We start from the raw sequence: 20404 nt of genomic DNA, 5'->3' as shown, positions 1-20404 counted from the left end.
AACCCGCGCGGCGGTGAGGCGCCTTGACCATCCGGCTTGACGCCACGACATCATGACGTCATGATGTCTACTATGACCGCCGACCCACCGAACCAACTCCCCCTCTACGCGCAAGTCGAAGCGGCGCTCGCCGCGCGCATTGCCGACGGCACTTACCCGCCGGGCGCGCAGTTGCCCAACGAGGCAAGCCTGCTGGAGAGCTTCGGCATCAGCCGCACCACGCTGCAAAAAACCGTGCAGAACCTGATTGCGCGCGGCCTGATCGAAATTCGCCGCGGCAAAGGCACGTTCGTCACGCAACCACGGCTGACGCAGCCGCTCACCGAACTGAGCGGCTTCGTCGAAGACATGCGCGCGCATGGCCGCCGGCCCAGCGCGCGGCTGCTCGCCAAGCGCGTCGAACGCGCGGGCGAAGCCGTCGCCGAAAAGCTCGCGCTCAAGCCAGGCGCGCAGGTCGTGCACATCCAGCGCGTGCGCATCGCCGACGGCACGCCGCTCTCGTTCGACGAAACCTGGCTGCCGAAAGACATCGGCGAAAAGATCATCGAAAACGATCTGGAAGCCGAACCGATCTTCGCGCTGCTCGAAGAGAAGTACGGCGTTCCGCTGATCGAAGCGGAATACCGGCTCGAAGCGATCGCCGCTGACAAGGCCGTCGCGCGCGCGCTGGAAATCGCGCCTGGCAGTCCGATCTTTCTGATCGAGCGCACGTCGTATTGCGACGGCAACCGTCCGGTCGACTATGAAAAGCTGTACTACCGCGGCGATCAGATCCAGTTCGTCACCCGCCTCGCGCGGCGCAAGGCGGGGGCTCGATGAGCGGCGCGGCGGCGGCCATGGATCTGCATGACACGGTGTGGCTGTTCGCGGTGTCGCTCGGCGCGAGCGCGTTGGGCGGCATGCTCGGCATGGCGAGCGGCATCTTCATCGTGCCGATTCTGACGATGTTCGGCCATCTCGACATTCACGTGGCGATCGGCGCGAGCATCGTGTCGGTGATCGCCTGTTCGTGCGGCGGCGCCGCGCCCTTCCTGCGCGGGCGCCTGACCAACGTGCGGCTCGCCGTGCTGCTGGAAACGGCAACCACGCTCGGTGCATTGTCGGGCGTGCTGCTGAGCGGATTCGTGCCGGTGCCGCTGCTCTATTTCATCTTCGGCGTGGTCCTGATCCTGTCGGCGCAGCAGATGCTCGCGCGGCGCGCCGATCCGGCGCTCGCCGTGGCCGGCCCTCGCGACGGCGCCGCCCGCGTGTGGGGCGCGTCGCTGCGACTCGATTCGAGCTATCCGGACCGCGCGCTGGGACGCGACATCGCGTATCGCGTGCAGCGCATCCCGCTCGGTCTCTCGCTGATGTACGGCGCCGGCCTGATTTCGGCGCTGCTCGGCATCGGCAGCGGCGTGCTGAAGATTCCCGCGATGGACACCGCGCTGCGCCTGCCGATCAAGGTGTCGTCGGCCACCTCCAACTTCATGATCGGCGTGACGGCGACGGCCAGCGCCGGGGCCTACTTTCTGCGCGGCGAGATTGTGACCGCGATCGCGGGTCCGGTGGCGCTCGGTTCGGTCGTCGGCGCGGTGCTGGGCGCGCGGGTGCTGATGCGCGTGTCGAACGACAAGCTGCGCGTGCTGTTCGTCGCGATGCTCGCCGCGCTGGCCGTGCAGATGCTGCTCGAAGCATTCGGCATCCACCTGTTCGGAGCATCCGCATGAACCGCACGCACCACCCACGCCACCTTGAGCGGGCCGGCGCGCGGCTCGAACATTGGCTCGCGAGCCTGTTGCACTATGGCACGTGGATCGCCACTGGCACGATCGCCGCCGGCCTCGGGCTCACGCTGCGCACGCACGGCGGTACCGGGCCGGCCACCATCGGCGCGTCGGTCATGACAGCCGGTATCGCGCTTTTCATTCTGTTGCCGATAATGCGGCTTATATTGATGTTAGGGGTGTTCCTGCATCAACGCGACTACCGGTTCGGCGCGATTGCCGCGCTCGTGCTGGCGATCGTCGCCGCGGGATTGCTGGTCGGCGCGGCGTGATCCGCTGGGCGGCGCCTCGGGCGGGTATGATGCCGGGCGTGCCCTCATCGGAGCAGCGGGCGCCGCCGCTCCTTATGCAGCATTTCCTAGTCACGAGAACCATCATGCCTGCCCAACACGACGAAACGCCCACCGCCAGCACCACGCCGGGCACGGCCAAGCGCAAGACGATGTCCATCACCACGCGCAATCTGCTGATGATCGCCGTCGGCGTGGCGGTGTTCGCGATCGTGGCCACCGTGGTGCTGTACAGCACGATCATGTATGGCGACCAGATTCCCAATTTCGGCATCATCCTGATGATGACCGTGCCGGTCATCGCAGGTGTGGCGTTTCGGGTCGGACTGGATGCGTGGCTGGATCGCGGCTGAGCAGCGCGAGCCGGCAAGCGCGGTGACGGCAGCGGTGAGGTCGACACGCCGGTGAATCGCATCGCGTGGCGCGCCCCGCCGTCAAACGGACGCCACCGGCAGCACCACCCAAACCTCCAGCCCCCCGCCCTCGCGCGAATGAAACTGCAAGCCGCCGCCATGCAGCCGCGCAATCCGCTCGACGATCGACAATCCCAGCCCGGTGCCGCCGCTATGCGCGCGCGCATTGCGGCCGCGCTGAAACGGCGCCTTCAGTTGCTCCAGCTCCTGCGCCGAGAGCCCCTTGCCGCGGTCACCGACCGCGACCGTCACCGTCTCGGCGGTGGCCCAAGTGCGCACCGCAAGGCCACTACCGCCGTACACGATCGCGTTCTGCATCAGGTTCATCAACAGCCGCATCATGCTGATCGGCCGGTACGCGAGCGCCGGCAGCGTCGCGAGCGATAGCTCGAACTCGTGCCCGAGTCCCGCGAAATCGCCCGCGAGCCGTTCGATCAACGCATTCAGGTCGCCGGGTTGCGGCGCCTCGCGTTCGCCGCTGCCCGCGTAGTCCATGAACTGCTGCAGGATCGTTTCGATCTGGTCCAGATACGACTCGGCGGCGACCACGAAGCTGCTGTCGCTGCCGTGCGGCATCGCCATTGCCATCGAAAGGCGCAGCTTGGTGAGCGGCGTGCGGATGTCGTGCGAGATGCCCGCCAGCATCAACGAGCGCGTCGCCTCCGCTTCCTGTAACGCCTGGGTCATCTGATTGAACGCGCCGCTCACTGCCGCGATTTCGCTGGGGCCGTCGGTCGGCAATGGCGCAGGCATTTCGCCGGCGCTCACGCGGCCTGCGGCACGCGTCAATTCCTGAAGCGGTTCGTTCAGGTGCAACTGGATCGCGTAGCCGGCCAGCGCGGCCAGCACGCCCAGACCGAGCGACAGGAAAATCGCCGCTTCGAGTCCGTTGCCCTGCGCGTCCTCGGGAATCGGCAACGCGATCCAGTACGGCGTTTGCGGCGCGCCGGCGGGCGCGTGCATGCGAATCCACAGGCGCTGCCCGCCTTCGGTCTGCCAGCGCGCCGGCATGTCGGCGGGCAGATGCGCGCGCAGGCTGTCGAGAAACACGTTGCGCTGATAAGTGCGATACGCGCGCACGAGATTGCGCGGCGGCGCTTCGGCGGATTCGGGCGGCGGTTGCGTGCGCGCGTCCAGGCGTGCGGTCAGCGCGGCGCGCGTGGCGGGCGGCGTGGCGGCCAGCAGCTCGTCGAGCGTGCTCACGTAGGTCGCGAACACGGTAGCCGCGCGCTCCACGCGAGGCCGCTGCACGTAATGAAGCAGCACGCCGAGTGCGCACACCTGGCTCAGCATCACGAGCACGATCAGCAGCGCGATATTGCGCGCGAGCAGCGTGCGCGGCAGCATCCTTCGCAGCAGCGAGCGCGCCATCACTCGACGTCCGCGGCCAGCATGTAGCCGACGCCCCACACGGTCTTGATGAAACGCGGTTTCGAGGGATCGTCCTCGACGATCTGCCGCAGGCGCAGCACCTGCACGTCGATGCTGCGATCGAGCGCATCGTGGTCGCGGCCCCGCGCGCGCGCGAGCAGGTTGTCGCGGCTCACCGGCCGGTTCGGCGACGACGCGAGCGCGACCAGCAGCAGCATCTGCGCGGAGTGAATCTCCAGCGGCGCGCCCGCGCGCGCCAGTTCCTGCTTGCCGACATCGAGCGTGAAGTCGCCGAAGCGCACGCATTGCGACGTCACGGTGACCTCGCCCGACGCCATCTTCTGGCGGCGCAGCAAAGCGTTGATGCGCGCCACCAGTTCGCGCGGCAGGAACGGTTTGGCGAGGTAATCGTCGGCGCCGGTTTCGAGACCCACCACCCGGTCGAGCGGATCGCCTTTCGCGGTCAGCATCAGAATCGGCAAGCTCTGGCCCTGCTCGCGCAAACGCGCGCAGATTTGCAGGCCGTCTTCCTCGCCAATCATCAGATCGAGCACCAGCAGATCGAACGGCTCGCGCTCCAGATAGCGGTCCAGCCGCTTGCCGTCCTCGGCGACGCGCACGTCGAAGCCGTGCCCGCGCAAAAACCGCTGCAGCATGTTGCGCAATTCGATTTCGTCGTCGAGCACGATGATTTTGGCGGGGCGATCCATATGAAAGCTCCTCGGTTTAAGCGTCCGGCGGCATGTCGGGTGACATCCCGGATGACGTCCGCCGCGCCGCGTGCCGTTCGGAAAGGCGCTGCAGCAGCACGTAGAACGACGGAATGAACAGCACGGCGATGCAGGTCGACGCGAGCATGCCAGAAAATACCGCAATTCCCAGCGAGCGGCGCGCGCTCGCGCTGGCGCCGGTCGCGATCACGAGCGGCACCACGCCGAGAATGAAGGCGAACGAGGTCATCATGATCGGCCGGAAACGCAGCCGCGCCGCTTCCACCGCCGCCTCGGCGATGCCCACGCCCCGTCCGCGCAGATGCCGCGCGAATTCGACGATCAGAATCGCGTTCTTCGCCGACAGCGCGATCAGCAGCACGAGACCGATCTGCGTGTACAGGTTGTTGGCGGCGCCGAGCAACGCGAGCGTGCCGGCCGTGCCGAGCAAGGCGAGCGGCACCGCGAGCACCACGGCCACCGGCAGCAGCCAGCTCTCGTATTGCGCGGCCAGCACGCAGAACACCAGCAGCACGCCCACCGCGAATACCCAGTACGCCGAATTACCGACCAGCTTCTCCTGATACGACATCGCGGTCCATTCATAGCCGATGCCGGCCGGCAGGATGCGTGCGGCTTCCTGTTCGAATGCGGCGATCGCGTCGCCGGTGCTGAAGCCGGCCGCCGGATTGCCGTTGATCGCCGCGGCCGGCGCGAGGTTGTAAAGCGTCGCAATGGCCGGGCCGATGCTGGGACGCGCGTCGATGAAGGTGCCCAGTTCGATCATGTGGCCGCTGTTGCTGCGAATCTGCAGACGGCGGATGTCGTCGGTCTGACGGCGGAACGCGCCGTCGGCCTGCACGAACACGGGGAACGTGTGGTTGAACGCGGTGAACTGATTCACGTAGCTGGACCCGACATAGTCCTGCAACAGATCGAACACGTTGCCCACCGTCACTTGCAGCGACTCGGCCTTCGCCCGATCCAGCGTCAGTTCGACGGTCGGCACCGCGGCGCGGAACGGGCTGAACACGCGCTGCAATTCGGGGCGTTTCGCGACGCTCGCGATCAGCGCGTCGGTGGCTTCCTGCAAACGCCGATAGTTCTGCGTGCCGTCGGTGAGAAACACCTGAAGTTGCACGCCGCCGCTGTTGCCGAGACCCTGGATCGGCGGCGGCACGATCACCACCGAGCGGATATCGGGCAGCGTCGCCAGTTCGTTATTCATGCGCAAATACAGCGAGCGCAGGTCCTCGCCTTTGCCGCGCTTGCTCCAGTCGTCGAGCGTCACGTAGATCAGCGCGGAATTCGGCAGCGACGCGTTGTTGTCGAGCGGCGAGATGCCGCCGATCGACACGACGTGGCTCACGCCGGGAATGGCGCCGATGCGCTTTTCGATCTGTTTGCTCGCCTCGCGGGTGCGCTCGAGCGAGGCCGCGTCGGCCAGTTGCGCGGCAATCAGCACATAGCCCTGATCTTCGAGCGGAATGAAACTGGTCGGCACGCGCGTCAGCAGAAAGGCGGACGCCGCGCCGAGCACGAGCGCAATCGCGAGCGCGAGGCCGCAGCGCTGCACGAACCACGACACCACGCGCACATAGACGCTTTCGACGCGCGCATAGCCCCTGTCGAACACGCGATAGACCACGTTCGGCTTGCCGGGCCGCGCGTGCCGCAGCCAGCGCACGCTTTGCACCGGCTTGAGCGTGACCGCGTTGATCGCGCTGATCACGGTGGTCGCCACCACCACCAGTGCGAACGCCCGGTACATCTGGCCGGTGACGCCACCAAGAAACGCCGACGGCAGGAACACCGAAATCAGCACCAGCGTGATGCCGACGATCGGCCCGAGCAGTTCGTGCATCGCGTCGATCGCGGCCTGCTTCGGCGTCTTGCCCTGCTCGATGTGCTGCGTGATGCCTTCGACCACCACGATCGCGTCGTCGACCACGATGCCGATCGCCAGCACGATCGCGAACAGCGTCAGCAGATTGATCGAGAAACCGAGCAGGTAGATCGCGCCGAACGTGCCGATGATAGTCACGGGAATCGTCGTGGCGGGCACCAGCATCGCGCGCCAGTTCTGCAGAAACAGCAGGATCACCGCGAGCACCAGCAAGGCCGCCTCGAAAAGCGTCTTGTATACGTCCACCACCGATTGCCGCACGAAGGTGGTCGTGTCGAACGGCAGTTGGTAGCTGATGCCCTGCGGCATGTTCTTTGCAAGACGCGCCATGGTCGCCTTCACCGCATTGCCCACCTCCAGCGCATTTGCTTCGGGCAACTGATAGATGGCGATGCCCGCCGCGGGCCGGCCGTCGAGATTGAAGAACTGTCCGTAGCTGGACGAGCCGAGTTCACTGTGCCCCAAGTCGCGAATCCGCACGAAACGGCCGCCGTCGGTCGGATCGGCCTTGATGATGATGTTGTCGAATTCAGCCGGCGTGGAGAGCGCGCCCTGCATCGTCACCGTGAGCTGGAATGCCGCGCCGCCGGCGTTCGGCTCGGAGCCGAGCTGGCCCGCGCTCACGTCCCGGCTCTGGCTCTGGATCGCCTGCATCACGTCGGCGGCGCTCAGATTGCGCTGGCTCAGTTTGCGCGGATCGAGCCACACGCGCATGCTGTACTGGCCGGAGCCGAACACGGTCACGTCGCCGACGCCCGGCAAACGCGCGAGCGTGTCGCGCAGATTGATCACCGCGTAGTTGCTGAGAAACAGCGAGTCGTAGCGCGGGTCGGACGATTCGAGCGTGTAGAGCTGCAGGATCGCGGTCGAGCGTTTGCGCACGGTCACGCCCTGCTGCTGCACCGCTTGCGGCAATTGCGCGGTGGCGGCTTGCACGCGGTTCTGCACCAGCACCTGGGCCTTGTCGACATCGGTGCCGACGGCGAACGTGACCGTGAGCGTATAGGTGCCGTCGTTGGTGCTGGTCGACTGCATATACAGCGCGTTTTCCACGCCGTTGACCTGTGATTCGATCGGCAGCGCCACGCGGTTGATCAGCGTCGCGGCGCTCGCGCCGGGGAAGCGCGCGACCACTTGCACGGTGGGCGGCGTGATCGGCGGATATTGTGCGATCGGCAGATTGATGAGCGCGACCGCGCCCAGCAACATCACGATCAACGCGATCACATTGGCAAAGACCGGCCGCTCGACAAAGAAGCGGATCATGAGCGTCCCTGCGCGGCGGCGGCGATCACCTGCACCTTGACGCCGGGCGACACCGCCAGCGCGCCGCCGGTCACGACCCGGTCGTTGGCGTCGAGGCCCGCCGTAATCGCGCGCAGCGCGCCGAACAGCCCGCCCGCCGTTACCGTGCGCCGCTCGATCACGCCCGCGCCGTTGACGATCAGCACGAACGCGCCGGCCTGTTCGCGCAGCAACGCGGTGTCGGGCATGAGCAGCACGTCGTGCGGCGCACCGGCGGGGATATGCACTTCGACCGACATGCCCGGAATCAGATGCGCGTCCGGGTTCGCGATGTCGGCGCGCAGTCTGAGCGTACCGCTGTCGGCATCCACCCGCGTATCGACGAATTCGAGCGCGGCGTTCTCGCCTGGAGCGGCGGGCGCGCCGAGGACGTTGACGCGCACCATGCGCGGCGGCCGCGTGAAGAGGCCAATGCGGTTCGCGTCGCGCTCGTTCAGCGTGAAATTCACATAGACCGGCTGGATGCGATCGAGCGTGGCGAGCTTCGCGGAGTCCGACGCGCCGACCACGTTACCGGCGTCGAAAGCGCGTGCGCCGATGCGGCCCGCGAACGGCGCGCGTATTTCCGTGTAGCCGAGATTGATGCGCGACATGTCGCGCTTGGCTATCGCCTGGTCGCGCGTGGTCTGCGCTTTCTGCAAGGTCGACTCGGAGGTCGCGTTGTCGGACGTGAGCTGCTTCTGGCGCGTCAATTCCTGTTCGGCGTTATCGAGCGCGGCCTGGTCGTACACGAGTTGCGCGCGATAAGTATCCGGCTCGATGCGAAACAGCAACTGCCCTTCCTTCACATAGGCGCCGTCGGTGAAGCCGATTTCCTTCAGCGTGCCTTGCACGCGCGCCACCAGCGTGACCGTGGCGGATGGCGCGACCGTGCCGTTCAGATCGATCTGTTCGCGTACCTGGCGGGCGAGCGGCCGTGTCACGGTGACTTGCGGCAACGCAGTTTGGGACGTCGGTGCGTTACCGTCGCGGCAGGCGGCCAGGGTCATCGCGAGTGCGAGGCAGAGTGCGGCGGTGAGCCGCATGGCGGGTGCTGCGTTGGGTATCGTGGTGGGCCGCGCATGCGCTTTGCCCCTCGTGCCACGTTCCGTTTCAACCCTTGCCCTCCCATACGTCCCCACCACACCGTGATGCTCAATGTCGTCATTCGCCATGTTCTTATTTCCCATTCTCAGGCCGCCCTCCACTCGCGCGCGCGAGCGGCGAATTCGCGGGCGGATTCAACAGCCTCCCCCAGTTCGTGCGCCGCGCCATCTCTTCGGCAACCTGTTCGCTGACCACCTGCTGCCCCTGCGCGACCTCCCATCCGCCGCCGAGCGCTCGATACAGCGACACCGCCGCGAGCGCGGCGAGGCCCTGGTTCTGCGCGAGCGAATCGCCGTCGCGCAACGCAGAACGCGATGCGTCGAGCACCGTGTCGTACGTGACCGAACCCGAGCGATACTGCGCATTCGCCAGCTTCAACGCCCGTTGCGATGCATCGGCTGCACGCGCGGACGCGGCCAGCGCATCGAGCGTGGTGCGCAGCCCCGAGATCGCGTCTTCCACTTCTTTCTGCGCTTGCAGCACCGTGTTCTGATAATCGAACACGGCTTCCTGAAACGACGCGTCCTGAATCCGCACCGCGTTTTGCAACTGATTGCGATCGAGAATCGGCAACGTGATGCCCGCGGAAAAGAGGCCGATCGTCTTGCTGCCCCATTGCGTGAGACCAATGCCATGTTGTTCGCCCGACGTCAGTCCGAACAGCCCGGTCAACGACAACGACGGGTACAGCTTCGCCTTGGCCGCGCCGATCAGCGCCGATTGCGCGGCCGCATTGAGCGCGGCCTGGCGCACGTCGGGCCGGCGCCGCAGCAGATCGGCGGGAATGCCGACGTCGATCTGCGTCGGCGGCACCGGGATCGACGCGCTGCCCTTGAGCTGCGCGTCGACCGCGCTGGGCGGATCGGCGAGCAGCACCGCCAGCGTGTCGCGATCCTGCGCACGCGCCTTGATGAGCGGTGGAATCTGCGCCTCGGTTTCGGCCACCAGCGTGGCGGCCTGTTCGACATCGAGCTGGCTCGACGCGCCGCGCTTATAGCGCACCTGGGTCAGCGTGAGGCTCTGCTGCACCGACTTCAGATTCTCCCGCGCGACCGTGATGCGCTGTTCAAGCGCGCGCAGATCGATGTACGCGTTGGCGACATCGCCGAACAGCGACACCAGCGCGTTGTCGTACGCGGCTTCCGATACGCGCAACTGCGCCCGGTCCGATTCGATCTGCCGGCGATATTTGCCCCAGAAATCGATCTCCCAACCGGCATTCACGTGCAGATGCTCGGCCCACAGATGCGCCGGCGGAATTGGCCCGACGCCGCTCGTGTCGATATGGCTCGCACCCAACGAGACGCTGCCCGACTGCGGCAGCAGATTCTGCTCGCTGATCGCGAGCTGCGCGCGCGCCTTGAAGATGTGCAGGCCGGCCACTTGCAGCGTCAGGTTGCGTTCGTAGGCGCGCTGTTCGAGCGCGGTGAGCACGGGGTCGTTGAACGCGGTCCACCAGGCCGCCTGCGCGGCGGGCGCGGTCGGTACGCCGCCCGGCAAACTCTCCAGCCACTGGTTTTCGAGCGTCACGTCCGGCTGTTTGAAATCCGGGCCGACGCTCACGCAACCGGTCAGCGCCGCACCGAGCGAGACGATCAGCGACGCGCTGACGATGCGCAGGCGGCGGGACGTGGCAAGTTTCATCGCGCGTTTTTGCAGGCTTCAAGGTGCGGCTGATGGTTCGACAGCATGGCGCGCAGCGCGCGCGGCACAGCGCAAGACGAAGCAGAACAGAACAAGACAAGGGCAAACGGCGGCGCCAGGTGAGCGGCGCGACGCGCCAGCCGTAAACTTCGCACGCTGACGGCCCGAGCGAATTAAGCGGATCGAGCGGCTAAGGCGGCTAAGGCGGCTCCGCACGCACGCTGCACCGCGCCATCCTCTACGATCCCGCCAATGCCCGCGCGGCTCAGTGCGCTGCCCCGCGTTCCTGCATGAATGCCGCGATTTGCGGCAACGTGACGTAGCCCGCCTTCTGTGTGTCGATTTCGTCGAAATGCTGCGCGACCCTCGGCATGCCCGCTTCGGCCTGCGCCCTGGTGAGCCTGCCGTCGTGCGTGGTGTTGGCGTTTGAAAAGCGCGTTTGCAACTGCTGCGCCATGCGCTCCATACGCTGCGGGTTCGCACCTTGCGGCGCGGCGCTCTGCGCAAACGTGACGGTGGAGGCGCAGCACAGCAGCATGGCGGCGAGCAACTTTTTCATGACCGACTCCTTCGACTGAGGTTGTGCCATCTTGCGTCGCCTGCCGATGCCGCGAGCCGTTTCGATGACAGGCCGAATTCTTGTGGATGCGCCCCCGGCTGGCAATTGCAGAATCATGTCGAGTTATGTCATGGGTTTTCGCGAGCGCCCGGGCGGACTTTCATGCGGCCATCGCGCGTACCTTCGCTCGGGCTTCCCGACAACGCACAGCACGTGCTTCAAGCAGACGAATACGAGGCCGCGCACCTGATCGCAGGCGGTCTCGTCGTGACATCGAATGAAATGAGTTTGTCGTGCCGTTTTTGCGCGCGCGTTGCGTATCTTTCGTCTGCCGGCGCAGCAGACCTTCGCAAGCGCCGCATGCGCCGCCGGCACCCTTAGCGCCACCAGCGCATTCACGGAACGGCCGGGCTTCCACGCGAATCCGGCCCATTCGAGCCGCCGCTTCGTCGGAAGCGGCGCGGCTCCACGCCTCAGGAGTACCAAGTGACTATTCGTCTCGTCTGTGCCTCTACTTTTACCGCCCTCGGTCTTGCCTGTTCGTCGACGGCATTCGCGAGGGTCGTCGTGTATATGCCCGCGGCCGTGGTCTACGCGCCGCCGCCGCGGCCGGTCTATTACGCTGTGCCGGTCAGTCCGGTGTATGTGACGGCGCCGCCTCCGGTTGCCGCGCCTGTGGCGGTGCCCGTCACGGCGGCTGTCACGGTGCCGCCGCTCAAGCCCGCGCCGATGACCACCACGGTCGTCGTGCCCCCGCCCACCACCTATGCGGTCGCGCCAGCTCCCGCCGTCAGCTACGCGCAACCGGTCGTGATGATGCCGCGCTGAGCGTGTGCCAGGTGTGCCCGGTCCAATGTATGGACTACTGCGAAAGACTGCTGGCACCCGCATGGAACAGGCGGTCCACCAACCCGCTGACAAATCGTTGCGACGGGAGGAGAGCCGCCACCGGCGTATGCCGCACGGGCTGGAATGGCACTTGCTGAGCTTCCAGACACCGTCGGCCATATCGGCATTCTTTTGGACACATCAGATGGGACATCAAGACATAGACAAGGAAATTGCGCACCTCGAAGTCGTCTTCGGGTTGATCTCGACGCGCGACCGCTTTCCGCTGTCGTACTGGCATCAGCGTCTACGCGCGCTGCACCGCGAGTCGATGATGCCGTCGCAACGGTTGCGCATCGCCCGGCTCGAAGCGACGCTGCGCCTGCTGAGGGAGGAGGAGGAAACGACCCGCACCGAGCGGCAGCGAGATTCGACCGCGACGCAGCGGTGACGCGCACGCCGAGGAGCGACGAACCTGCAATGCTCGGCCCGAACCGCCCGGCCGGTCAGCCGCTCAGAAGAGAAGCCGCGCGCCGAGCGCCAGCACGAGCGCCGGCACCATCACGAGCACGCCGACCTTCAGAAACTTGATAAAGCTCACGTCCTCGCCTTCCCGGCGAATCGCGTTGAGCCAGAGGATCGTCGCGAGCGACCCGGTGATCGACAGGTTCGGGCCGAGATCGACACCGATCAGGAGCGCGTCGATCACCCGCTCCGGGCTCTGCGCCTGAAGCACCGTCGAACTGGCGATCAGCCCGGCTGGCAGATTGTTCATCAGGTTGCTGCCGAACGCGATGATCGCGCCGGCCCAACCCGCCGTCGCGAGTTCGTTGTGTTCGGTCGCGCGCCGCAGCGTCGTGGCCAGCGCCGTGATGACGCCGGTGTGATCGAGCATCTCGACCAGCACGAACAGCGCGGCGACCAGCGGCAGCACGCTCCACGAGATTTCGCGGATCATCGGCAGCGGCGACTTGCGCTCCAGGATCAGCACGACCAGCGCAGTCAGCGCGCCGAGGATCGCAGTGGGCATGCCGAGCGGGACATCGTAGGCGGAGACCGTCAGCAGCACACCCGCCGTCACCGCGATGCCGGCCAGCGCGACGCGTCCGCTCGACGACAGTTCGACGGCCTCGAGATTCGCCTCGCAGATGCCGGCGAGCGCATCGCGCTGGGTCCAGCGCAACATCACATAAGTCGCGACGATCGACAGCACCGACGGCAGCGTGAAGCGCATCATCCACGCGCCGAGCGCGGGCGTGTGATTGCCGTACAGCACGATATTGGCCGGATTCGAAATCGGCAGCACGAAGCTTGCCGCGTTGGCGACGAACGCACAGACGAACAGCAAGGGCAGCGGCGGCGTCTTCGCTTTTTTGGCCGCGGCGAACACGGCCGGCGTGAGCACGACCGCCGTGGCGTCGTTCGACAGAAACGCGGTGATCACCACGCCGACCAGGTACACCAGCACGAACAGCCTGCGCGGCGAACCCTGCGCGTGGTTGACCGCCAGCACCGCGACCCAGTCGAACAGACCTTCGCGGCGGCCCACCTCCGACAGCAGCATCATGCCGAACAGGAACAGGTAGACGTCGGTGCCTTTGCCGATCGCCTCGAACGCGAGGTGCACCGGCAGGAGCCCGAGCAACACCAGCAGCAGCGCGCCGGCGACGGCCCACACGGCTTCGGGCCATTTGAACGGCCGCGTGATGACGCCGGCCGTGGCGATGGCGGCGATACCCCAAGACAGAAAAACGGAATTCACGGCATAGGCCCTGGATAATGAGTTGGGTGCGAACACAGGGGCGTCATGCCGAAGCCCCGGGCGTGCGCCAGCGCCAGCAGGTCTGCCCATGCCGGCGCCTGCGCCCGCGTGCTCATCCGGCCGGCTTGCCCGCCGCGATGCAGTCGCGCCCGTTGTCCTTCGCGCGATACAGTTGCGTATCCACGAAATTGACGAACGCGAGCGGATCGCCCGCGTCTGCGGGAATCACGCTCCCTACGCCGAAGCTCGCGGTCACGGTCTGGCGGAACGGCGAGCGCTCATGCGGGATCTTCGCGGCGCCGATCAGGCCGCGGCACCGCTCGGCCGCCTCGCGCGCCGCGTCGGCGCCGGTGTTGGGCAGGATCAGCACGAACTCCTCGCCGCCGAAGCGGCCGACGAAGTCCCCCGGCCGCGCCGCGTCGCTCAGCACGCCGGCAATCCGCTTCAGGCATGCGTCGCCCTGCACGTGTCCGTAATAGTCGTTGTACGACTTGAAGAAATCGACGTCGACCATGATCAGCGACAGCGGCGAACCATGACGCTGAGCAGCACTCCATTCACGTTGCAGCACCGCGTCGAACTCGCGGCGATTGCCGACCGACGTGAGGCCGTCCTTGAACGACAGCGCTTCGAGTTCGCGCTGCAACGCGGCCAGCTTCTCTTCGGTCTTCTTGCGCTCGCTGATGTCGAACATGAAACCGACCAGCGCCGACACCTCGCCGCGTTCGTCGCGCACCACGTGCACCACGTCGCGCAGCCACACGTATTCGCCGCGGCTCGTCAGCGCGCGGTAGTCCGCTTCGTGATCGGTGCCGGCCTTCGACTGCGCGACGCAGAACTCGACCACCTTGTCGCGGTCTTCCGGATGCATGCGCGCGGCCCAGTCCTGCACGTTCTTCCAGCTCGACGGCGCCCAGCCCAGCAGGGCTTCGATCTGCGGACCGACATAGGCGAACTCCATGCTGGCCCAGTCGATCTTCCACGGAATCGCCCGGGTCGATTCGAGCAGGGTCCGGTAGACGGCCGCATCGTGCTCCATGTAACCTTCGACGCCCGTCGCGCGAGGCGCCGCTTCCTGCAACTCGTGCCGCAAAAAATCCGCGCCGAGCGCGGCGGATTGCTTTCCAGTACTGGTCATCGGTGGTCGTTCCTCATTGCGAGTCAGCCGGAAAATTACCACAGCGCGAGCGTATTTCAATCACATTAGCGTCACCGCCACAACAATCTGTTCCCTTGCGCCCGTCTATTCAGTTTTCATCGGCCTCCCTACCATCCGCATTCACACGCGACATCCACGCAAGACCTCGCCATCCACGAGCACAAACATGCCATCACATCCGTCCGGTAATAAAGACCGCTACAACGGCGGCGCCATTGCGCTGCACTGGCTGATCGCGGTGCTGATCGTGTGCGGCTTCTATATCGGCTGGATCATGACCGATATCCCCGGCTTCACGCCCACCAAGCTGAAGTACTTCTCATGGCACAAGTGGATCGGCGTGACCGTGTTCGTGCTCGCCGTGCTGCGCGTGCTGTGGCGCGCGAGCCACCGCGCGCCGCCGCTCGACCATGCCACGCCCACGTGGCAGAAGGCGGCCGCGCATCTGGTGCACGGCCTGCTGTACCTGCTGATGCTGGCGATTCCGCTGTCCGGCTACTTCTACAGCTCGGCGGCGGGCATCCAGGTGGTGTATCTCGGCATCGTGCCGCTGCCCACGATCATCGGCCCGGATCAGGCGCTCAAGGCCACGCTGCGCACGCTCCACGTGTTGCTCAATTACACGCTGCTTACGCTCGTGGTCATGCACGTGCTGGCCGCGCTCAAGCATCAGTTCGTCGATCGCGACGGGCTGCTCGGCCGGATGATGCCGTTCCTCAAGTAACGATCACAGCGATTACGCCGTGCGCCGTGCGGCAACCGGCGCCAGCGTGGCCGCGATTGGCTACGGCTCATTGGTAATCTAATTCCCCGCGGTGTGCAATCAATGCACGCGGGTTCGATAGGATGCGTACCTCCATGAAATCAACCTCTACCCATACCATGCGTCTTCACTCTGTTCGCCGCGCGACGCTCGCCGGTCTCGCTTCCCTCTCGCTGTTCGGCGCGGGCCTCGCGCACGCCGACGTCGATCTGAGCAAAAGCACCGTCATCGCAACGACGAAGCAGATGAACGTGCCGGTCGACGGCAAGTTCAGGAAGTTCTCCGCACAACTGAATTTCGATCCCGCGAAGCCGACCGCCGGCAGCGCGAACGTGTCGATCGACACCGGCAGCTACGACCTCGGCGCCGACGACTACAACAAGCAGGCGCAAGGCAAGGAATGGTTCGACAGCGCGGCGTTTCCCGCCGCGACCTTCGTGTCGAGCGCGATCGCGCCGGCCGGCGGCAACCAGTACCGGATTACCGGCAAGCTGACCATCAAGGGCAAGTCGCAAACCGTCGTGGTGCCGGTCGCCATCGCGAGCCAGGGCGCCACGCAAACCTTCGACGGCGCGTTGCCGATCAAGCGCTCGCAGTTCGACGTCGGCACCGGCGAATGGAAAGACACGTCGATCGTCGCCGACGAAGTCGTCATCAAGTTTCACCTCGTCGCGGCAAAGAAGTAACGCACAACACCGAAACACCGCAGCACTTTTCTAAAACCTGGAGTACACCTTGAAGAAACAATTTCTGCTCGCCACGGGCGCGCTGGCCGCTGCATTGTCGTTCAACGCGATGGCAGCCGATACGTATCAGCTCGATCCGACCCACACGTCGCCGAGCTTCGAGACCGACCACTTCGGCGGCATCTCGATCTGGCGCGGCAAGTTCAAAAAGGCAAGCGGCACCGTCGTGCTCGATCGCGCCGCGAAGACCGGCACGGTCGACGTGACGATCGACATGAACTCGGTCGACATCGGCAATGACAAGCTCGACGCGGAACTCGTCACCGACAAGTTCTTCGACACCGCGAAATTCCCGACTGCCACCTACAAGGGCACGCAGATCCGCTTCGATGGCGACAAGCCGGTGGAAGTGATCGGCACGCTGACGATGCACGGCATCACGAAGCCGGTCAACCTGAAGATCGAATCGTTCAAGTGCTTCGTCAACCCGATGCTCAAGCGCGAAGTGTGCGGCACGGAATCGACCGCGACGTTCAACCGCGACGATTTCGGCATCGACTTCGGCAAGACCTACGGCTTCAAGATGCAGACCACGCTGCACATCCAGGCTGAAGGCATCAAGCAGTAAGTGCCTGCGCGGACGCGGCAAGGCACTCAAGGTAATATGACGGTTTGGCAGCGGGCGCGCGGCGAATCGTCTCGGCGCTGACCGCTGCCCGACGCAGCAGGCCATCCCGCACGGCAGCACGGCACGCGCATCGAATCAACTGTCCGCTGCCGTGGCCGTCATCCGTCGTTATCACCCATGAGTTCTCCCGTCCGCCGCATCGCGCACCTCGACATGGATGCGTTCTACGCATCCGTCGAGCTGTTGCGCTATCCGGAACTGCGCGGCCAGGCGGTGGTGATCGGCGGCGGGCGCAACGCCGCGCCGCAAACGCTCGAAGACGGTAGCCGCAGCTTCGCGAAGCTGCGCGATTACGCGGGCCGCGGCGTCGTCACCACCTCCACTTACGAAGCGCGCGCGCTCGGCGTGTTTTCGGCAATGGGCATGATGAAGGCGGCCGCGCTCGCACCCGACGCGGTCCTGCTGCCCACCGACTTCGATTCGTACCGCCACTACTCGCGCCTGTTCAAAGCGGCGGTCGCGGCGTTCACCGACCGCATCGAAGATCGCGGCATCGACGAAATCTATATCGATCTGACGGGCTTGCCGGGCGAGTCGAGCGAGATCGGCGCGCGCATCAAGCAGGCGGTCAATCAGGCGACCGGGCTCACCTGCTCGATCTGTGTCGCGCCGAACAAGCTGCTCGCGAAGATCGGCTCCGAACTCGACAAACCCGACGGCCTAACGATCCTCTCGCCCGCCGACATACCGTTGCGCGTCTGGCCGCTGCCGGTGCGCAAGGTCAACGGTATCGGCCCGAAAGCGGCGGAAAAGCTGACCGCCCTCGGGCTCGCCACCGTCGGCGATCTGGCGGCGGCGGACGCGGGCATGTTGCAGGACAATTTCGGGCGCAGCTATTCGGCCTGGCTGATGCAGGTCGCCCAGGGTTATGACGAGCGGCCGGTGGTGGTCGAATCGGAACCCAAGTCGATGAGCCGCGAGACCACGTTCGAGCGCGATCTGCATCCGCGCCACGACCGCCCTGCGCTGTCCAGTTCGTTCACCGGGCTATGCGTGCGGGTCGCGGAAGATCTCGTGCGCAAGGGCTATGTGGGCCGGACCGTGGGCATCAAACTGCGTTACGACGATTTCCGCACGGTCACGCGCGATCTGACGCTCGACGAGCCGACCGCGGACGCCATCGAAATCCGCCGCGCGGCGACCGAGTGTCTGCGGCGAGTGGAATTGAATCGCAAGCTGCGCCTGCTCGGCGTGCGCGTGAGCGCCTTGACGCCCGCCAGCGCACAAGCGCTGAAGCAGCGTGTGCCGGTTCAGGCCGACTTGCCTTTCGCCAGCGACGAGTAACCGCCCTCGACCGTCACGCCGGCATTCGGGCCATTCGGGCGTGCGATCTGCGCGTCGCCGCCGATCTGCGATACCGCGACCGAAAACGCAAACGTGTTGATCCCCAGCTCGCTGTGCGCCGACACGGTGCCGCGATGCATCTCCGCAATCGCCTTCACGATCGCCAGCCCGAGCCCATGGTTTTCGCGGCTGTTCGTGCGCGAGACTTCCGCGCGATAGAAGCGGTCGAACAGATGTTCGAGCACGTCCGGCGCAATCGGCTCGCCGGGGTTGGCCACCGCGACGCGCACCTGATCGCCGTTGCGCACGATCGTCACCTTGATCGTCGCGCCCGGCTCGCAATGCTGGATCGCGTTCATCAACAGATTCGCGCACGCGCGGCCGAATAGCGAGCGGTTCACGCGCGCCTGCGCATCGCCCTGCAAATTCGCGTACACACGCGCTTCTTCGAGCGGAATCTCCAGAAACTCCAGCGTGTGCGCAACCTCGGCGGCCAGCGATACCTCGATCAGCCCCGTCGCGCGCTCGCCCTGATCGGCGCGGGCGAGGAACAGCATGTCGTTGATGATCGCGCGCATGCGCTCGAACTCTTCGAGATTCGATTGCAGCGTATGACGCAGATCGTCGACCGAGCGGTTGCGCGTCAACGCCACTTCGGTCTGCCCGATCAGGATCGTCACCGGCGTGCGCAGTTCGTGCGCGACGTCCGCGTTGAACGATTCGAGGCGGCCATACGCGCCGTCCAGACGTTCGAGCGCGCCGTTGAAGGTGTTCGCGAGATCGTTCAGTTCGAGCGGCAGCGACGCCGTGTTCAGACGTTGCGAACGGTTGTTCGGGCTCACGGCGGACGCATCGCGCGTGAGCCGCGTGAGCGGCGCGAGCCCGAGGCGCGTCACCGAATAGCTGAGCAGCAGCACCGCGAGACTACCCAGCGCGGACAGTGCGGCGAGCGCCGAGCCGAACACGCGCATCGTGCGCACATTCGGCGAGTAGCTCGACGCCACCTGCAATTGCACTGGCGGGCGCGTGCCGTAAGCGGGAATGGTCTGCGTGAACGTGAGCATGTCCTGGCCGCCCCCGGGCGGAGTCACGCGCGTGTAGCCGCCGGGCCATTCCTTAACGACGGGGCCGTCGACCAGCTTGCCGTAGTTGTAGGACGGATCCATGCTCGACACCGAGTACACGGTGCTGCTGTCGTGCGGCGTCATGTCGGTGAGTTTTTCGCGGGCCATGCGCCATTTTTCCGGCGTCACCGCGTGATAGACGATGATGCGGGCGATCTGCGTGCGATCGTCGAGCGACTCGCGCAAGTGATGCTCGAGCTGCGTGCGCAGCACCAGAAACAGCCCGGTGCCGATCAGCGTGAACACGAACAGCGCGACGAGCGCGAACATCGATGCGAGGCGGCGGGCGATCGAACGGTTCATGACGATTCAGCCTCCTCGCGCACTTCCAGCACGTAGCCCATGCCGCGCACGGTGTGCAGCAGTTTCGAGGGGAACGGGCCGTCGAGCTTCGCGCGCAATCGTTTGATCGCGGTCTCGACCACGTTGGTGTGGCTGTCGAAATTGACGTCCCAGACGAGTTCGGTGATCGCCGTCTTCGACAGAATGTCGCCTTGCCGACGCGCGAGCACGCTAAGCAGCTGGAATTCCTTCGCGGTCAGGTCGAGGCGCACACCGTCGCGCGTCGCGCGCCGGCCGATCAGATCGACGAACAGATCGCCGACCGAAATCAGCGTGGATTCCTGCGAACGCGTGCGGCGCGCCAGCGCATGCAGCCGCTCCACCAGTTCGAGAAATGAGAAGGGTTTGGTCAGGTAGTCGTCGGCGCCTTCGCGCAGGCCGCGCACGCGGTCGTTCACGTGGTCGCGGGCGGTCAGCATGATGACCGGTGTCGACTTGCGCATGCGCAGCGCCTTGAGCACGCTGAAACCGTCGCGCTTGGGCAGCATCACGTCGAGGACGATGACGTCGTAATCGAATTCGGTGGCCAGATGCATGCCTTCCTCCCCGTCCAGCGCGACGTCGACGACCCAGCCCTGCTCTGTCAAACCGGAGCGCAGGTAGTCCACCACCTTGTGCTCGTCTTCAACAATCAGCAATTTCATGCGCGTCCCCTTGAGTGTCCATTATACGAAACGCCCTCGAATTCCTCCTGCGTGCGCGGATGCATCATGAACCG

At 65.7% G+C, this 20404-nt stretch carries 20 protein-coding genes; 10 read left to right on the top strand and 10 right to left on the bottom strand.

Annotation, left to right across the window (positions count from 1 at the left end):
* Positions 1-72: 72 nt before the first annotated feature.
* The 4 genes from ACZ9H4_RS18925 to ACZ9H4_RS18910 all read left to right on the top strand — a co-directional run bounded on the left by ACZ9H4_RS18925 (position 73) and on the right by ACZ9H4_RS18910 (position 2409).
* Positions 73-819 (top strand): GntR family transcriptional regulator, encoded by a 747-nt coding sequence (locus ACZ9H4_RS18925; RefSeq protein ID WP_408142640.1) that lies wholly within the window; start codon positions 73-75, stop codon positions 817-819.
* 17 nt (positions 820-836) lie between these two features.
* Positions 837-1709 carry a sulfite exporter TauE/SafE family protein gene (locus ACZ9H4_RS18920; protein WP_408324007.1) on the top strand — a complete coding sequence of 291 codons (873 nt, stop codon included), beginning with the start codon at positions 837-839 and terminating at the stop codon, positions 1707-1709.
* Positions 1706-2038: a DUF1634 domain-containing protein gene (locus ACZ9H4_RS18915; RefSeq protein WP_408142644.1), complete on the top strand. Its 333-nt coding sequence runs from the start codon at positions 1706-1708 to the stop codon at positions 2036-2038. The genes ACZ9H4_RS18920 and ACZ9H4_RS18915 overlap by 4 nt, the downstream gene beginning before the upstream one ends.
* 104 nt (positions 2039-2142) lie before the next feature.
* Positions 2143-2409, top strand: a complete 267-nt coding sequence (locus ACZ9H4_RS18910) for a hypothetical protein (protein WP_408142646.1) — start codon at positions 2143-2145, stop codon at positions 2407-2409.
* Between the two features lie 81 nt (positions 2410-2490).
* Here ACZ9H4_RS18910 and ACZ9H4_RS18905 read toward each other — a convergent pair whose 3' ends face one another.
* From ACZ9H4_RS18905 to ACZ9H4_RS18880, 6 genes are all read right to left on the bottom strand, one after another.
* Positions 2491-3840 carry an ATP-binding protein gene (locus tag ACZ9H4_RS18905; protein WP_408324009.1) on the bottom strand — a complete coding sequence of 450 codons (1350 nt, stop codon included), beginning with the start codon at positions 3838-3840 and terminating at the stop codon, positions 2491-2493.
* Positions 3840-4550 carry a response regulator gene (locus tag ACZ9H4_RS18900; protein ID WP_476120234.1) on the bottom strand — a complete coding sequence of 237 codons (711 nt, stop codon included), beginning with the start codon at positions 4548-4550 and terminating at the stop codon, positions 3840-3842. The genes ACZ9H4_RS18905 and ACZ9H4_RS18900 overlap by 1 nt, the downstream gene beginning before the upstream one ends.
* Positions 4551-4566: 16 nt before the next feature.
* Entirely contained in the window at positions 4567-7722 is a 3156-nt protein-coding gene (locus ACZ9H4_RS18895) for an efflux RND transporter permease subunit (protein ID WP_476120232.1), read from the bottom strand.
* The gene (locus ACZ9H4_RS18890) at positions 7719-8786 is read right to left on the bottom strand and encodes an efflux RND transporter periplasmic adaptor subunit (RefSeq protein ID WP_476120230.1); all 1068 of its coding nucleotides are present in this window, start codon (positions 8784-8786) and stop codon (positions 7719-7721) included. Before ACZ9H4_RS18890 ends, ACZ9H4_RS18895 begins: the two co-directional genes overlap by 4 nt.
* A 133-nt stretch (positions 8787-8919) precedes the next feature.
* Entirely contained in the window at positions 8920-10491 is a 1572-nt protein-coding gene (locus ACZ9H4_RS18885) for an efflux transporter outer membrane subunit (RefSeq protein ID WP_408142655.1), read from the bottom strand.
* 265 nt (positions 10492-10756) lie between these two features.
* Positions 10757-11050 (bottom strand): EF-hand domain-containing protein, encoded by a 294-nt coding sequence (locus tag ACZ9H4_RS18880; protein WP_408324019.1) that lies wholly within the window; start codon positions 11048-11050, stop codon positions 10757-10759.
* Positions 11051-11536: 486 nt separating this feature from the next.
* Between ACZ9H4_RS18880 and ACZ9H4_RS18875 the strand changes: the two genes are divergently transcribed.
* Both ACZ9H4_RS18875 and ACZ9H4_RS18870 read left to right on the top strand, forming a co-directional pair.
* Positions 11537-11878 (top strand): hypothetical protein, encoded by a 342-nt coding sequence (locus tag ACZ9H4_RS18875; protein ID WP_408153104.1) that lies wholly within the window; start codon positions 11537-11539, stop codon positions 11876-11878.
* A gap of 61 nt (positions 11879-11939) precedes the next feature.
* Positions 11940-12329, top strand: a complete 390-nt coding sequence (locus tag ACZ9H4_RS18870) for a hypothetical protein (protein ID WP_476120227.1) — start codon at positions 11940-11942, stop codon at positions 12327-12329.
* Positions 12330-12392: 63 nt separating this feature from the next.
* Here ACZ9H4_RS18870 and ACZ9H4_RS18865 read toward each other — a convergent pair whose 3' ends face one another.
* Both ACZ9H4_RS18865 and ACZ9H4_RS18860 read right to left on the bottom strand, forming a co-directional pair.
* Positions 12393-13640 (bottom strand): arsenic transporter, encoded by a 1248-nt coding sequence (locus ACZ9H4_RS18865; RefSeq protein ID WP_476120225.1) that lies wholly within the window; start codon positions 13638-13640, stop codon positions 12393-12395.
* 112 nt (positions 13641-13752) lie between these two features.
* Positions 13753-14778, bottom strand: coding sequence for a GGDEF domain-containing protein (locus tag ACZ9H4_RS18860; protein ID WP_476120223.1), 1026 nt, complete (start codon positions 14776-14778; stop codon positions 13753-13755).
* A gap of 187 nt (positions 14779-14965) precedes the next feature.
* On the opposite strand from ACZ9H4_RS18860, the gene ACZ9H4_RS18855 reads away from it, so the two are divergent.
* The 4 genes from ACZ9H4_RS18855 to dinB all read left to right on the top strand — a co-directional run bounded on the left by ACZ9H4_RS18855 (position 14966) and on the right by dinB (position 18220).
* Entirely contained in the window at positions 14966-15523 is a 558-nt protein-coding gene (locus ACZ9H4_RS18855; RefSeq protein ID WP_476120221.1) for a cytochrome b, read from the top strand.
* Positions 15524-15657: 134 nt separating this feature from the next.
* A complete protein-coding gene (locus ACZ9H4_RS18850; RefSeq protein WP_408153113.1) occupies positions 15658-16248 on the top strand; it encodes a YceI family protein in 591 nt (196 codons plus the stop codon).
* 49 nt (positions 16249-16297) lie between these two features.
* Entirely contained in the window at positions 16298-16876 is a 579-nt protein-coding gene (locus ACZ9H4_RS18845; protein ID WP_408324024.1) for a YceI family protein, read from the top strand.
* Positions 16877-17053: 177 nt separating this feature from the next.
* Positions 17054-18220 (top strand): DNA polymerase IV, encoded by a 1167-nt coding sequence (gene dinB / locus ACZ9H4_RS18840; protein WP_476120218.1) that lies wholly within the window; start codon positions 17054-17056, stop codon positions 18218-18220.
* Here the strand turns inward: dinB and ACZ9H4_RS18835 are convergent.
* On the bottom strand, positions 18187-19647 hold the full coding sequence (locus ACZ9H4_RS18835) for a heavy metal sensor histidine kinase (RefSeq protein WP_476120216.1): 1461 nt from the start codon (positions 19645-19647) through the stop codon (positions 18187-18189). The genes dinB and ACZ9H4_RS18835 overlap by 34 nt on opposite strands.
* Positions 19644-20330, bottom strand: coding sequence for a heavy metal response regulator transcription factor (locus ACZ9H4_RS18830; RefSeq protein ID WP_042328199.1), 687 nt, complete (start codon positions 20328-20330; stop codon positions 19644-19646). The genes ACZ9H4_RS18835 and ACZ9H4_RS18830 overlap by 4 nt, the downstream gene beginning before the upstream one ends.
* Positions 20331-20404: the final 74 nt, after the last annotated feature.

It is taken from the genome of Paraburkholderia sp. TE9906 (assembly GCF_056279605.1).
Note: the sequence above shows the minus strand (reverse complement) of the source record. Positions and strands in the feature narration are given on the sequence as shown.